This window comes from Spirosoma pulveris (assembly GCF_054781875.1).
Genome location: NZ_BAAGTO010000001.1, coordinates 1,274,506 through 1,288,953, shown reverse-complemented (window position 1 = coordinate 1,288,953; position 14,448 = coordinate 1,274,506). Strand labels below are relative to the sequence as shown.

Annotated in this window: 11 protein-coding genes; 3 read left to right on the top strand and 8 right to left on the bottom strand. The window is 51.6% G+C overall.

The genetic code is table 11. The features are described from left to right. Positions 1-51: 51 nt before the first annotated feature. From ACYVJM_RS05260 to ACYVJM_RS05245, 4 genes are all read right to left on the bottom strand, one after another. Complete coding sequence (locus ACYVJM_RS05260) at positions 52-2,454, bottom strand: hypothetical protein (RefSeq protein WP_461147145.1); 2,403 nt, start codon at positions 2,452-2,454, stop codon at positions 52-54. Positions 2,455-2,482: 28 nt separating this feature from the next. Beyond that, on the bottom strand, positions 2,483-3,595 hold the full coding sequence (locus ACYVJM_RS05255) for a DUF4249 domain-containing protein (RefSeq protein WP_461147144.1): 1,113 nt from the start codon (positions 3,593-3,595) through the stop codon (positions 2,483-2,485). A gap of 133 nt (positions 3,596-3,728) precedes the next feature. Further along, a complete protein-coding gene (locus ACYVJM_RS05250) occupies positions 3,729-6,500 on the bottom strand; it encodes a TonB-dependent receptor (protein WP_461147143.1) in 2,772 nt (923 codons plus the stop codon). 2 nt (positions 6,501-6,502) lie between these two features. Then, a complete protein-coding gene (locus tag ACYVJM_RS05245; RefSeq protein ID WP_461147142.1) occupies positions 6,503-7,228 on the bottom strand; it encodes a hypothetical protein in 726 nt (241 codons plus the stop codon). A 421-nt stretch (positions 7,229-7,649) separates the two neighbouring features. Here ACYVJM_RS05245 and ACYVJM_RS05240 point away from each other — a divergent pair, with 421 nt between their 5' ends. After that, positions 7,650-8,114, top strand: coding sequence for a response regulator (locus ACYVJM_RS05240; protein ID WP_461147141.1), 465 nt, complete (start codon positions 7,650-7,652; stop codon positions 8,112-8,114). Here the strand turns inward: ACYVJM_RS05240 and ACYVJM_RS05235 are convergent. Beyond that, complete coding sequence (locus ACYVJM_RS05235; RefSeq protein ID WP_461147140.1) at positions 8,111-9,409, bottom strand: sensor histidine kinase; 1,299 nt, start codon at positions 9,407-9,409, stop codon at positions 8,111-8,113. The two genes, ACYVJM_RS05240 and ACYVJM_RS05235, sit on opposite strands and share 4 nt — an antisense overlap. 142 nt (positions 9,410-9,551) lie before the next feature. Then, positions 9,552-10,352 carry a rhamnogalacturonan acetylesterase gene (locus ACYVJM_RS05230; protein ID WP_461147139.1) on the bottom strand — a complete coding sequence of 267 codons (801 nt, stop codon included), beginning with the start codon at positions 10,350-10,352 and terminating at the stop codon, positions 9,552-9,554. Between the two features lie 221 nt (positions 10,353-10,573). On the opposite strand from ACYVJM_RS05230, the gene ACYVJM_RS05225 reads away from it, so the two are divergent. Then, positions 10,574-11,050 (top strand): RidA family protein, encoded by a 477-nt coding sequence (locus tag ACYVJM_RS05225; protein WP_461147735.1) that lies wholly within the window; start codon positions 10,574-10,576, stop codon positions 11,048-11,050. Next, a complete protein-coding gene (locus ACYVJM_RS05220) occupies positions 11,050-12,165 on the top strand; it encodes a D-TA family PLP-dependent enzyme (RefSeq protein ID WP_461147138.1) in 1,116 nt (371 codons plus the stop codon). The genes ACYVJM_RS05225 and ACYVJM_RS05220 overlap by 1 nt, the downstream gene beginning before the upstream one ends. 57 nt (positions 12,166-12,222) lie before the next feature. Here the strand turns inward: ACYVJM_RS05220 and ACYVJM_RS05215 are convergent, their stop codons facing one another. Then, on the bottom strand, positions 12,223-13,053 hold the full coding sequence (locus ACYVJM_RS05215; protein WP_461147137.1) for a class I SAM-dependent methyltransferase: 831 nt from the start codon (positions 13,051-13,053) through the stop codon (positions 12,223-12,225). A gap of 147 nt (positions 13,054-13,200) precedes the next feature. Further along, a complete protein-coding gene (locus tag ACYVJM_RS05210; RefSeq protein ID WP_461147136.1) occupies positions 13,201-14,364 on the bottom strand; it encodes an aldose epimerase family protein in 1,164 nt (387 codons plus the stop codon). Positions 14,365-14,448: the final 84 nt, after the last annotated feature.

Genomic DNA, 14,448 nt, shown 5'->3' with positions numbered 1-14,448 from the left:
AGGCGTCTCGCAAGGAACAAATCTGGCTCAATATACCCATACTGTACGCACCTACTTCGGACTATTTTTTACCTCAAAGAGCGTCCGCTGGCTGCCTGCCTGTCCATCGGTGGTTAACCCATTCACCTCAACAACATAGGTGCCGGTCTGGTCGGACGTGTAAAATTCGGCACGGCCCTTGCCCTGCCCATCAATTTTCAGGTTTGGATTCCAGTAAAGAAGCGTCCGGCCATCGGGCAGTCGGCTGCTTAGCTGCCGGGCTGTGTCGTAGTGGGGCGAATAGAACTCCCGTTGTACTTGCAGGCCGTCGTAATCCAGCTTCAGCAGACGGGCATCGAGCGGATAACCCGCCAGATCACCCTTGTAGGTCATGAAACTGATTACGCCGGGGAACAGAGCCGGGCCAATAAAAAACTGGTTGGTGACGACATCGATCTGCTTCACTTTCAACGGACTGAACTCAATGATTTTGTCCATGTCAAAAAGGGGTACGCCATCCAGCATAACCAGCGAAGGATCTTCAAAAATAGTCCGGTAGGGCTCGTTCGGTACGTAAAGCCGGAAATGTCCCTGCTTTTTTCGGGGCATCACGCCCAGAATATATTCCCGCAAAACCTCCTCCATACGCGGGAAACGGGTATAGACATCCAGCAGGTACGATTCGCCGGGCTTGCCGTAAAACGCCGAGCTATCGACCACTGGGTATTGGTATTGAATAGCCCGGTCTCCCCAGTACGTAGCCTGTACCTGCATGGCTACACTGCGGTTGAGGAGTTGATCGGCTTGCGACTCGGCAACAGACAGCGCGGGTAAGCGGGTGGTCGAAAGCGTGCCGGAAAATGGATTAGCTATGGCTACTTTATAAATACTGTCCTTCGGATTGGTCTGAACGATGATAGTGCGGGCACCGTAAAAATCCTGCATCTCAAAGCGAATCCTGCCCGCTGAGTCACTCCGCGAGACGTACAGCCGAACGGGTTTCCCGACTGATGACAGGTAGGTGATCACACTCGGTACCGGCTTTCCGGTCAGGCTGTCGATTACAGTGCCCTGAATGAGTAGTCCGTTATGTTCGGCAGTGAACGGGCGTTTGAGTGAATTCTTCCCCGCAACAGCGCTGCTGAGGACATCCTCCCACCTAAACCGACGCCAGCCATGCGTGAGCATCAGGTTGTCCGTGGCCTGAGTCACATCCTCGTTACCGGCTTGCAGGTAGTAGTCGGGCGATTCGACCCGGCCCTGTAGATCGGAGGTCATCCACAAGTAACTGAGTAGGTTACCGGAACTGGTTTCGGCCAGGGAATCGACCCGGTACACCGCCATCGACAAACCTGCCTGATGGCCCTGAGCCGCAGCAGACACTGCTGCGTCCAACGTTACTTTTGTTCGGGAAGCATAGGTGGGTTGGTCCGGTTTGAGGGCGATCGCCAGCGGCTGCGTGGGCCGTTTGAAGTACAACCGCTCACAAACGGGTTTGCCTTCAGCATTGAACACGGTCAGGTGAGAGATGCCCTCACCCAGTATTTTTTTGTCAATCGAGAAGGTTGCTTCGCGTTGAACAGGTCGGGATTCGGCCACCTTTATGTCGTTTCGGGTGTGGGCGAACAGCAACACAGACGATGCCCCCGGCACGTTGGTGCGAACCGTCAGGGATAGCTGATTGCCGTTGCCCTCGTCGAGTTGCATGGTGTAGCCCTGAGCATACGCAGCAGGAAGCGGCCGGGATACGGTGCGGCCCTGTTTATCGCGGAAAACGACTCTGTATGTCTTGTCATTTGGCGTCAGGGTAAACGTGCCGATCCCGAATTTATGGGATTTGAATCGGACCAGGGTATCGTTTTTCTCCGAAACCAGCCAGCCTTGAACGGCCACTCCACGGCCCGATGCGTCGGCTACTTTAAACGCTACCTTGCCGGGAAGTCCCTGCACCAGATTGCCACCCTCTGGGAAAAGCTGAACGTCATAATCGGTCGGTTCCCGCAGCAGTGGCAGGCCCAGCGGCTTAAAGGGATTAACAACCGTAAGCGTCTTTTCAAAGTAAAACTCCGCGCTGAAGTTCTTCATCCAGCTTGTATAAGCCCGAAGCAGGTAATTGCCCGAATTCAATGAGGAGGGTAGAAACAGGCTGCCGTTGCCGCCGTCAGGATGGAGGGCTACTTTAGTTTGCAGCACCGATTTTTTTTCCTTGTCCAGCAATTCGACATAGGTGACCTTACTTACATCGAGCGGCTGGTGACGGACGCCATCGACGTAATAGATTTTAAACCACATGGTTTCGCCGGTGAGGTAAAACGCCTGATCGGTATGAACGAACAGCTTTTCCTGAAGTGCTTGCTGGCGGTACCGATCAAACGACTGCACAGGCCCATTGCCCGATGGCAGAGACTGCCCCCAGGCCAGCACCGGAACGAGGAGAAGCAGGGTGAAGAGAACGCGGGGCATATAAATAGGCATAGGGGAGGGCGTTTGGTGCAGGGGCTTATTACCAGAAGTCAGGTCTTTTGATAACACCACCCCGCAGGCGGCAATCCACACAGTTGATAGAAGTGGTCAGGTAGCGCGTCATGTCGTACATGGTGATGACCGCCGGTTGATCCTTTCGGATTTCAGCCAGGGTAAGGGTATCCGTCCTACAGCCTTCGTAACCCGTAATGGCCCGAAAATCCGGGACTTGCGTCCGGTTGATAAAGATTCGTTTCGTTGCGATCGAGCCTACCCGGAAAAATCCCAGTACCAGTTCATTGCTGTTGGTGGCGCAATACAAATTGCCGGTGATCTGCGAAGGTTGCGGGTCAAAAATGGAGCCGATGTTCTGCGTTATTTTGGCGAGCTGGTCGTAGTAGTCGAAGCCCGTCTGGCTCAGTGCGATCTGCCGGACCAGGATGCTGTACTTGACGCCCAGCTTTATCGAACTGCCGGGAATAAACGTTAATGGGAACTGGCTCACCACGTCCTGGCTCAAGCGGGCAGTTGAGGTGGTCATGATATTGGTTGAGCTTGCGCTGCTCCAGCACTGATCGACCTGTACAGCACGGCTGACAAGCTGGTTGTTGATCAACTCGTAGGTGGATGTGTAGGCCGAGTAATACTCCCAGGTCTCATCGAATTCCCAGCGGTAATACCGGGTATTGTTCGTTGGGTCGTGGGCGTTTACATTGATCTGCACGCCATTATTTTCCTTCCGCCAGCTAACGCTGTCGATGGGCGGGGTCTGAATAACAGGCACATAGGCTGAAAAATACTCGACTCCTTTCGCTGTGCGGATATGCAGCCTGTAGTTTTCGCCAGTTCTGGGTGTAACGCCCGCCAGCACATACGTACCCGCAGCGCCTTCGGCGAGGGTGTAAATGGCTTTGTTCTGACTCTCGATCGTTACAACTGCTTTGGTTTCGACAGTGGGCGCTTTAGTGTCGGCCAGATTTTGCGTTCTCGACAGACGGATGGTCGTTGGGGCACCCGGTGTGCTGTCGAAGAAACCATTCACGACCAGGTAACTGTTGGGTGTCGCCACTTCGGGTGGGCGGTACGGATCAACGCACCCGCCAACAAGCAGGACCAAAAACCAGGATACTATTTTTATCGCTGTATTTTTCATAATACACGAGTCAAGCCACAGATGGGACCGCCGAAGCGGATGAACCAAGACACAGGGAGATGCACAGAGAAAAATTTATAAAAACCATCTCTGTGCATATTCGTTTTCCTCTGTGCATCTCTGTGACTCACTTTTAAAATCTGAAGTTATACGTAATTGATGGGATCGGGTTGCCAAAAATGGACAGTTGGTACCCATTGATCCGCCCATTCTCCGATTTGAAATAGACCGAGTAGGCGTTGTGCCGACCCAGAAGATTATAGACCGACACCGTCCAGGAACTATGCGCCAGCTTCTTTACCTTGTGGTTGCCTTCAATATTCATGGCAAAATCAGCACGGTAATAATCCGGAATCCGGTACTGGTTGCGCTCAGAGTATAGCAGGCGGGCGGCATTGTCGAGGGTGTATTTGCCCACCGGCAGCGTAATAGGGCGGCCTGTGCTGTAAGTGAAATTCAACGACAGGCTAAACCGGCGGTTAATCTTGTAATTGCTGATCATCGTGAAATCATGCGGCTTGTCGTAACTGCTCGGGTAGAAATTGCCCTGGTTGATCGTCTCGCTGCTGCTCAGCCCGTTGGTTCGCAGGAGGGTTCGGGCGTAGGTGTAGCTTATCCAGCCGTTCAGTTTGCCCGTCATTTTTTTGACCAGAAATTCAACCCCGTAAGCCATGCCCTCTGCCCGCACGACATCGGTTTCAATATGGTGGTTAAGGATTAATGAAGCTCCACCCCGGTAGTCGAGCAGGTTTTGCATGGTCTTGTAATAGGCCTCTGCCGAAAACTCGATGGTGTTGTTCCGGTTGTTCTTGTAGATGCCCACCGCGTACTGATCACCCACCTGCGGTTTGATGTTCGGGTCGCTGAGTTTCCAGATGTCGGTAGGGGAGATGACCGTCGTGTTGGAAAGCATCTGAATGTATTGCCGGGTCCGGTTGAAACTGGCTTTTACCGAAGCAGTATTCGAGAGCGCATAGCGAATGGCCAGCCGGTATTCCGGTCCCTGGTACGTAGCAATGGATTTATTGTTGCCGTAGGCAAGTGTGTCGATAATGGTATTTATGGACTTCGGTAAACCCGGTGCATATTGATAGATTGAATTCGGCCCCAGATAGGAGTATACCGAATACCGTAACCCGCCACTGATCGATAGCCGGGGATTGATATCAAATCGGTCGCCGATATACACCGCACTCTCCAGCGCCTGTTCTGTTGGCACAACATCGGGCAGAATCAGCGATTCACGGCCTTTAGGCTGAAAATTGCCGGGCGAGATCCGGTAGTGGGTACTGCTGATGCCGAAATCCACGGCATGCTGGTTGGTCGGGTAGTAATTGAAATCGGCTTTTAGCTGCGATTGCCTGATCGAAAAGTCGAGCTGGTAGGCGTTCACCGGATTTTTATCGCTCGCTACATCGTACTTGTAGCCGCTGTAACTACCCGTGAAAACGCTGTACAGCTTGTTGTTGAAAACGTGCTTCCATTTCAGCGTTGCGGTCTGGTTCTGATACCGGTACGACGTATCGCTGTTAAGCTTGAACTGGTCGCGGCTCAGGTAGCCGGTGAGGTAAAAGGTGTTCTTTTCGTTGGCCTCATGGGTGATGTGCAGGTTGATGTCGTAGAACTGCGCCTGACTTTTCTGAAACGAGGCATTCTGAAGCTGCCGAAGCAGCCAGTCGGAATACGACGAACGAACACCCGCAATAAACGACGTTTTGTCTTTGAAGATCGGGCCTTCCAGCGTCAGGCGACCGGTGAGCAGGCCAATTCCACCCGAGCCGACAAACTTCTTTTTGTTGCCATCCCGCGTCTGCACATCCAGAACCGACGATAACCGACCGCCAAAGCGCGAAGGAATGGCGCTTTTATAGAGTTCGGCGCTTTTGATCATATCCGGGTTAAACGCCGAGAAGAAACCGAATAGGTGTGAAGAATTATAGATGGTGGCGTCGTTGTACAGAATCAGGTTCTGATCCGTAGCGCCCCCGCGAACGTTGAGTCCCGTAGAGCTTTCGCCAACGGTTTTAACGCCCGGCAGCGTTTGGATAACCCGAAGCAGATCGGCTTCGCCCAGTGCGGTAGGAACTTGCTTGATGCTTTTGATATCGACCCGTTCCTGACCCATCTGAAGGCCCGAAATATTCTTGTCTTTTTCGGCCTCGATAATGACCTCTTTGAGCGCAATGACGTCGTCTTCCATCTCAATATCGAATTTGCCATCTGCGTACAGAATAATCCGGCGTCGGGTATCTTTCAGACCAATGCTCCGCAGTTTCAGGTCGTGTTTGCCACGCGGCAGGGTAATGGAATAATAGCCAAACTGGTCGGATATGGTCCCGATACGCGGATTTTCGAGGTAGACTGCCGCGCCTACGATGGGCTCGCCCGACGATGCATTACGAACGTAACCCGCCAGCGTAGCCCGCCCCGGCCGGATAGGTGTGGTGGGTTTACCAATTTCGTACACCTTTGTTTCCGGTTCCACCTGTTTCTTCTGGCTCTCGGTGAGGTAACCCGCCAGGGTTGAATCGACTTCGGTACCTGTCCCTCCGCGTGTGAAGAAACCAATGGGCAGTTCGGTACGGATGGGCCGGGTTGTGGTAATATAAACCCGCTGCCGGTTGTCGATGGAGAACGCATATTTAGTGCCGTTGAACAGTTGCTGAAGTACTAACCGGAGCGGCTGTTTATCAACGCGCATATCCATACGGATACTATCGGCATCGGTGGGGTCATAAAAGAATCGATAGGGCGACTGCGCTTCAACTTGCTGAACAAACTGCGTAAAGCGGCTATTCGAAAAGTCGCCACTAATGGGTTTGTCGGTGGGAGTCTGACCAAATGACGGTGTCAGTAAGCAAAGCAAGCCGATGTAAAGGAGTGTGGTCCGGTAAAGTTGAATCATAGTTACTGCAGTAGGTCTTCATACCGGTTTGTTACCTGTGAAATGGCTTCTTCTCGTTTCTCTTCATTGAATTTGAGCCCCTTCGAACGCATGAATTTGCGGAGTGTTTTGGCCTGTTCAGGAAACACCTGAAGCAGTGATCGTTTGGATTTTACCTCGTAATAGACGCCCTCTTTCAGAATAAAAAAACGGTCTTTCACCAGGTAGTCAGCCTGGTATTTTCCACTCGAAATGTCTTCGTGAACCACTTTAATCCGACGGGCCAGTGCTTTGACGCGGCCATTGTGCAGGACTTCGTAAAAACCCGTGGGGACGCCGGCTGCGCTGTCGCCTACAATGCGTATGAACTGATGCCGGCCCATGATAAAGGACGCTACGTAGTCGTTGCGTGGCCGGAGTCGAAAGCCGCCACCCGGTGGCTGAATGGCCAACTGGTCACGCACAATGTCGTAAAGCATCTTTATACCTGAGTACTGGGCACCCCGATACACAATCGTACAGGACAGAATACTGTCGACGCCGAAGAAAGGATGAATTTTAATGCGGTGGTCGTGGGCAATGTACTCATTGCCCTCATACACATGCGCCTGTTCACGCAGGTCCTGTTCGTAGGCAAGTACAGCCTGGTTGCGGGCCAGTTGCCGAAAAGAACTATCGGGCTTTAGCGTTTGTCCTGTGGCCCCGGTGGTCAGACAACCAATAAGAAACAGCAGTAAATAATAGTGCATCGGTTGGATGAGGGCAAACGGTCGCTTATAACTCATTAACATGTTGACATAATCGTAATATGAATACGCCCGGGGCTTTTTTCTACTTGGTTATCGCCGAATAATCAGCATTACTTTATTAAGCGTAAGTACGATACCGTAGACCTATACGTAACGCTGAGGACTGATTGGTAAAATAGACGGGTGTTGCGGCAGCGACCAATCATTTTCGGCTAAAATACAGTCGTGTATTCGTATCTGAAGCCATCAGTCAACATTATCCGGGCAATATATAACCAACAATATTTGGTATGTTAAGGTAGTTTTGCCAGATTTAAGCCCGAATAGTTATTTATAAGAAAACACCTTAAGTAACTACCTGCTTTATGTAACAGTTAGCTCATTATCTATCTACAAAGCCTATATCTTAGTAGCAGTCAGAATGAACGAAGGAACGAAAGCCCAAATGGGACGTCCGCACAGGGGAAATAAAATTTTGTTAATCGATGACAGCCCTGACCACTGTGTATTGATCGAAACCGTACTACAGGAGTGTATGCCCGATGCTCATTTACTGACTGCGAATACCCGGGAAGAGGCCATAGCTCAACTCAAAAACTGCCAGGAGGCCAAGGAAAGTCTACCCCGATTGATCTTACTGGATTTGTACTTTCCGGTTCGGGATGAAGGCTTGCAGCTATTACAGCTTCTGAAAGGAAGTAACTCACCTTATCGGCTTATTCCCGTAACTGTTCTAAGTAACTCCAGTCTGGCCGAAGATATACAGGTATCTTACGACCAGGGAGCGACCTCCTATATCGTTAAGCCCGGCAGTTTTCAGCAGTGGCTCGCTTATTTTCAGGCTTTACGGCAATACTGGTGGCAGACGGTGAGCCTTCCGCTTTAGTTGTCGTACTGAATGGGAAAACGGATGCGGAATAACGTACCACGTCCTTCTTCAGTTTCCATTTCCAGATTGGCATCCAGCAGTTCGCACAATCGCTTCACTATTTGCAGACTGACGCCCTCCCGATGAGTTGAACCAGCGGCCTTCTGCGCCAGAACCGGCCCTTCCGGTATGGTATGCTCATCATTCGGAACAACCGAAACGGGGTCACTCTGCTCCGGCGACATTACGCTGACCGTTTCTACATTTGGTTTAAGCTGTTTGGTTAACAGGCTGGTCAAATTACCGGTTATACCCGGTCCGGAATCCTGAACACTAAAAATCCAGCGAAAGTCATTCTCCATTGTCCAGGATACGGATATGAACCCGGAAGGTGTGTATTGAATGGCGTTCTGAAGCAGATGATACGCAATTTGCTCAAGCTTTTCCGGATCGGTTTGCACGTCTATTGATGCCGGTCCATCGGCAGACAGGACCAGACCACGCTCGCTGGCCATCGGCTGGACAGCTGTGATCAGTTGGTTCAGCAATTGAACAACGTCAACCGTTTGAATCTGCAACACGTCCTCTCCGGCTTCCAGTCGCGATAAATCCGTCAGGTTTCCCAGCATAGCCTGCACCGTTGTCAGGTTGCGGTTCAGCATATCCAGATACTGTTCGCGTTCTTCCTGACTCAGGCCATCCATTTTAAGAAGATAGGCGGCACTATTGATGATCCCAAAACTACCCCGCAAGTCATGCGACGTGGTACGCAGCATAGTACCCCGCGTGCGAGACAGCTCTGTCATCTGGTCAATGGCCTTTTGAAGAGAAGAGGCACGGTTGGCCGCTTCCAGTCGTTGCAACTCATCATATTTTTCAACACTGCCATCAATGGTTTCACTCATGAACTGAGCAATCAGTCGGTGAACCCGGAGCAGAAAGCCAGCGTCTGTTTTCGGAAATAGACCGCGAAATGTCTCCAGCTCATTATAAAGTGTCTGTGAAAAGTGGTTTAACTCCCGAATCGTTTCCAACAACGCGTGCGACTTTTGCCAGCGGTGTAATCCGTGTGACGTCGCAACAATGGTCGGGTTGACATCTTCCGATTTATTGAGCAATCGTTTTTCAAGAATACCCAGAACGATGGGAATCAGGTTATTGAATTCATCACGACTCAAGGTGGATACTTTTCCTAAAAAAGTATCCTGTTCGCAGGCGATGCGCCAGTTGTTCAGGATTGCTTCCCGGCGAGTAAAAAAGTACGAAACTAACTCGGCCAGGGGAGTTGGGTTATCGGAGTCTAGTGTAGGCATAGTCGTGTGCAGGTAGTAAATCTCCAACTTCTATGTGTCCGCTTTGTTTCGGGATAGCGGCATTCGCACGTGAAGAACGCGTGCCTGCCGCCGGAATTCGCGGAATGGTCAACTAAAAAACGGACGACGGTTACCAGTCAGTTTACGGTTTTACATACTGGTTGAGCGGGCATGATTTCAACTGTTTAAGGCCGTCTATAACGGCGGCCGCATTCAGTTTCGCCCCGGCGGCATTCGTATGGACATTATCTTTCACAAAATACGTGGCCTGCAGCAGGGCCGAATCGCCAACGACGTCGTATTTACGGGCAACCAATTCGTTCAGGTCAATGAAGTATGTTTTTATCCTGCCGTCGGCCTCGGCTTTCGCTACATCGGACGCCCACTTGCCGTAATTGTCAGACCCCCGCATCACTTTGCCGTCTCTCCAGCCATTCCGGGGCACCAGTGAAAGGACAATGGGAGTAGCCCCACGCGCTTTTGTTTCGGCCACGTATTTGCGCAGGTACCAGCCGTAACTGTGCACAACTTCGTGTTTTTTGGTGATCAGGTTGTCAATTTCTTCAGTTTCTTCGCCAATACCTTTCAGGGTTCCTCGTGCCCGAAGGGTGTCATTGACAGCGCCTGCATCGTTATGGCCAAACTGCATCATCACAAAATCGCCGGGTTTCAGGGCTGCCCGGACTTTCTCCCAGCGCCCCTCGGTCAGGAATGTGCGGCTACTCCGGCCTCCAATGGCCTGATTCTCGACATTAATGCGGGTCGTATCAAAATAGGCGTCGATAAAATGGCCCCAGCCCCACATGCCCCCTTCGCCTTTATCGTTTGAGTTTTTGACGGTCGAATCGCCGATCAGGTACAGCGTTGGGCGCTGGGGAACGATGGCAGCAATCCAGAGAAAGGCAGTGACGAGAATAAGTGTGGATGTATGTATGGGTTTCATGAACGGGTATACACTGGTGTTGAGTTTTTGCAAAGGTCGGTACATAAACAGCAAAGTCCGACTCTTAAATGCTTAATCCAAATAGGCCGTAGTTTGTTACGAGACAGCTTACAGAAAGCCTGACATTCTATCCGAACTATTAACCGCTTCTGGTAAAATAACCCGGTATTCAATTAAGTTTGCACACCTACTTAATTATTCGTCTAATAATTCACTCAATGATGCAAGCTGACAGCCCTTCGCCCGAAAAAAACTTTGCTGATACCGGCCTTACATTGCCTCCGGCACCACAACCACTTGGCGTGTACAAGCCCTATCTGATTGACGGTAAATACCTGTATATATCCGGACATGGTCCGGTTCGGGATGATAAAAGCCTGATCATTGGCCGTATTGGGGTTGACATGGATATCGAGCAGGGTAAACTGGCCGCCCGGCAGGTAGGGCTAACTATTTTATCGACCATCCGTACCAACCTGGGCAGCCTTGATCGGGTAAAACGGGTCATTAAAGTGCTCGGTATGGTTAACTGTGCTCCCGATTTTGGTCGTCATCCGTACGTTATTAATGGCTGTAGCGAACTATTTGCCACCATCTGGGGGGCTGATAACGGCATTGGCGTGCGGTCGGCAGTGGGTATGGGCTCGCTTCCCGATAATATTCCGGTTGAAATAGAAGCCCTGTTCGAACTGGTCTGATGGAGCAAACGCCCTGGTATTCGATTGCCGATATTGCCCGGCTCGATACACCCGCGCTGGTAGTTTATCCGGAACGGGTGAAACAGAATATCGCCCTGCTGGTCCGGTCGGTTGACCGCGTTGATCGGTTGCGCCCGCACGTTAAAACCAGTAAGTCGCGGGAGGCTTCGCAGTTGCTGATGGATGCCGGTATTCGCAAGTTTAAGTGTGCTACCATTGCCGAGGCCGAAATGCTGGCATCTGTTGGCGCGCCCGATGTGCTGCTGGCTTACCAGCCTAACGAAGCCAAAATGCACCGGCTGCTGAGTCTCATAAACGCGTATCCTGAAACGAAATTTTCGTGTCTGGTCGATAACCTCAACACCGCCCGTCAACTTTCTGAACTGGCCGTGGCGGCCGGAGTAGTCGTGCCCGTTTATGTCGATTTAAATGTAGGCATGAACCGCACGGGTATTTCGCCCGGCGAAGCCGTATTGGCGCTTTATACCGAACTATCAGCGTTGCCCGGTATCCAGCCAATGGGCCTTCATGCCTACGACGGTCACCTCCGCGACCCGGATCTGGCCGTCCGGACGGCTCAGTGCGATGCAGCTTTCTGGCCCGTCAAACTGCTGAGCGATACGATTTCGGCCCGTGGACTGGGTAGACCCATTCTTGTTGTGGGGGGGAGCCCAACGTTTCCCATCCACGCCAAACGACCTGACGTTGAGTGCAGCCCCGGTACGTTTATCTACTGGGATAAAGGCTACCAAACGGCGCTGGCTGAGCAGCCTTTTTTACCAGCGGGGCTGGTCGTAACACGGGTTATATCATTGCCCGATGCTACGAAAATATGTCTTGATGTCGGCCACAAATCCATTGCTGCCGAGGGGGAATTAAGTCAGCGGATCATGTTTCTGAACGCTCCCGAACTGGAGGCCATCGGCCAGAGCGAGGAGCATCTGGTGGTGGAAGCGGGTGAAGGTCATGCCTACAAAGTAGGGGATGTACTTTATGGACTGCCTAACCATATTTGTCCTACGGTGGCCCTATACGAACGGGCTTACACAATTGAAAACGGTGTCCTTTCGGGCGAGTGGCGCACCATCTCGCGCGATCGGGTAATTTCTATTTAATGGTGTACCGTGTGGTGTCGGCTTTTCAAAACCGACACCACACGGTACACCATTAACTTATATGGGTTGCTGGCCTTCAACGGCTAATAAATACACGGTCATGGACTCCCCAACGGTGGCAATCCAGGTATCATACTCGCGAATGGCTGTCAGCCGTTGCTCTTCGGTAATGTAGCCATCCTGAACTAACTGGGGGCCACGCAGTTCGGCAACTTCGGCCCATAACCGGCTGGCTACGCTAAATTTCGGGTCATTTTTTTCGGTTACTTCGAATTGCTCTTCAACCTGTACCCAGTCAAAGCCGACGAAGTGCATCAGTGTCTTCAGGTTATCGGCAATGGCGTTGTCGAATCCGGCGTCCTGCCGCCATTTCAGAAAGGCGTCGTAAAAGGTTCGCATCGCCTTAGGGGGCTCGGGTGTCCAGGAAATCTTCTCATGATTAAAGTCCAGAATGGCTAAATGCCCGCCGGGCTTCACGAAACGCTTCATGTTGCGAAGTGCCAGCTCAGGCTGAGTGAGCCATTGGAGGGTTCGGGCGCAGGTAACCAGATCGAACCGCTCCGGGGTGTCAAACGCGTACGCATCGGCCTGCTGGAAGTCAAGGGCGGGCGTATCTCCGGCCTGTTGTTTTGCCAGTGCGATCAGGTTTGGATTTGGATCAATTCCCAGCACACTCCCATTCGCTCCGGTTTTCTCGGCAATGCTGCGGGTAATAGCTCCCGAGCCACAGCCTACGTCGAGAACAGACAGCCCCGGCCTTAAATACTTTAGCAGATTCCGATTGGCGTTTTCGACGGTTCTGCGTTCAAGAACGGGGTTGTGCGCCTGGGGCATTTTAGCACGGTCTGCGAGGTGTTGTTCGGCCATAAACGAAATGAAAAAGGTCATGCCAACAAGATCGTCGACACAACCAGAGGTGAAAAGGGGAGAATACTGTTAGGGTTTTAGCCACAGAGGCACAAAGGACACAGAGATTTTCTTGCTGACTCCTCTGTGCTCTTTGTGCCTCTGTGGTTAAAATCCGTTCTTCCTCGACTACTTCTTTGTCGAGAACTGATAGATGGTCGTTGTTTTATAGGTTTCGCCGGGTTTCAGCACGGTCGTTGGAAACGACGGATGGTTCGGCGAATCGGGATAATGTTCGGTCTCCAGGCAGAGCGCATACCGTTTTTTGTACGGGAAGCCTTCCCGGCCGGTAACGCTGCCATCCAGAAAATTACCTGTATAAAACTGGATGGCGGGCTCCGTCGTGCGTACTTCCATGACCCGGCCTGACGTAGGCTCGTAAACAGTGGCCGCCAGTTTCAACGAATCGCCCGAACCGTTCAGCACCCAGCCGTGGTCATAGCCGCCACCGTATTTAATTTGGGTATCCGTCGAATCATTGATGCGTGTTCCAACAACCGTTGGCTTGAGAAAATCGAACGGCGTGCCCGCTACCGGCTTCAGTTCGCCGGTCGGAATCAGCGTCTGGTCTACGGCGATCAGCTTGTCGGCATTGAGCGTTACCACATGGTCCAGAATGTCGCGCTTGGCACCACCCGTCAGGTTGAAATACGTGTGATTGGTCAGGTTGACTACCGTTGGCTTATCGGTTGTGGCTTTATAGTCGATCTTGAGCGCATTGTCTTTTTGCAGCGTGTACGTCACTTCTACAGACAGGTTGCCGGGATACCCTTCCTCACCATCTTTGGCGGTGTACGCCAGTTTAAGAGCCGGTTCGTCGCCTTCGACCGGGGTGGCAGTCCACAATACTTTATCGAAACCGACTTTACCACCATGCAGGTGGTTGCCCATGTTATTGATGAACAGGTTGTAGGTCTTGCCATCAAGGGTAAATTTTCCTTTGGCAATCCGGTTACCATATCGCCCAATCAGCGCGCCGAAGTAGGGATTATTCTTTACGTAACTCGACAGCGAGTCTTGCCCAAGGGTAACATCCTCAAACTTGCCGTCTTTATCGGGCGTTTTCAGGCTCACGATAATGCCGCCGTAGTTGGTAATCTGGGCCGTCATACCGGCTGCGTTGCGCAGGGTATACAGATCAGCCGTTTGGCCATCGGGAAGTTGTCCGTAGGTCGTTTTTTCGATACCCGGCTTCTGGTCGTCGGATTCGTTTTCTTTTTTGGATGAACAGGAGGTCATAGTTAAGCAACTTGTTAACAGAGCCAGCGATAGGAGTTGGGGCAAAAACTTCATGAACTATTGAGAATTAAGGGGTTTGGTCATGTTGTGTCACAGCGATTCACAAAGAATAAAGAGCTACACAAAGTTTTATTTGTC

What these genes read in the sequence shown, in the direction of transcription:
- ACYVJM_RS05260 (WP_461147145.1), bottom strand. Translation starts at nt 2,454, where the DNA reads ATGCCTATTTATATGCCCCGCGTTCTCTTCACCCTGCTTCTCCTCGTT.
- ACYVJM_RS05255 (WP_461147144.1), bottom strand. Translation starts at nt 3,595, where the DNA reads ATGAAAAATACAGCGATAAAAATAGTATCCTGGTTTTTGGTCCTGCTT.
- ACYVJM_RS05250 (WP_461147143.1), bottom strand. Translation starts at nt 6,500, where the DNA reads ATGATTCAACTTTACCGGACCACACTCCTTTACATCGGCTTGCTTTGC.
- ACYVJM_RS05245 (WP_461147142.1), bottom strand. Translation starts at nt 7,228, where the DNA reads ATGCACTATTATTTACTGCTGTTTCTTATTGGTTGTCTGACCACCGGG.
- ACYVJM_RS05240 (WP_461147141.1), top strand. Translation starts at nt 7,650, where the DNA reads ATGAACGAAGGAACGAAAGCCCAAATGGGACGTCCGCACAGGGGAAAT.
- ACYVJM_RS05235 (WP_461147140.1), bottom strand. Translation starts at nt 9,409, where the DNA reads ATGCCTACACTAGACTCCGATAACCCAACTCCCCTGGCCGAGTTAGTT.
- ACYVJM_RS05230 (WP_461147139.1), bottom strand. Translation starts at nt 10,352, where the DNA reads ATGAAACCCATACATACATCCACACTTATTCTCGTCACTGCCTTTCTC.
- ACYVJM_RS05225 (WP_461147735.1), top strand. Translation starts at nt 10,574, where the DNA reads ATGCAAGCTGACAGCCCTTCGCCCGAAAAAAACTTTGCTGATACCGGC.
- ACYVJM_RS05220 (WP_461147138.1), top strand. Translation starts at nt 11,050, where the DNA reads ATGGAGCAAACGCCCTGGTATTCGATTGCCGATATTGCCCGGCTCGAT.
- ACYVJM_RS05215 (WP_461147137.1), bottom strand. Translation starts at nt 13,053, where the DNA reads ATGACCTTTTTCATTTCGTTTATGGCCGAACAACACCTCGCAGACCGT.
- ACYVJM_RS05210 (WP_461147136.1), bottom strand. Translation starts at nt 14,364, where the DNA reads ATGAAGTTTTTGCCCCAACTCCTATCGCTGGCTCTGTTAACAAGTTGC.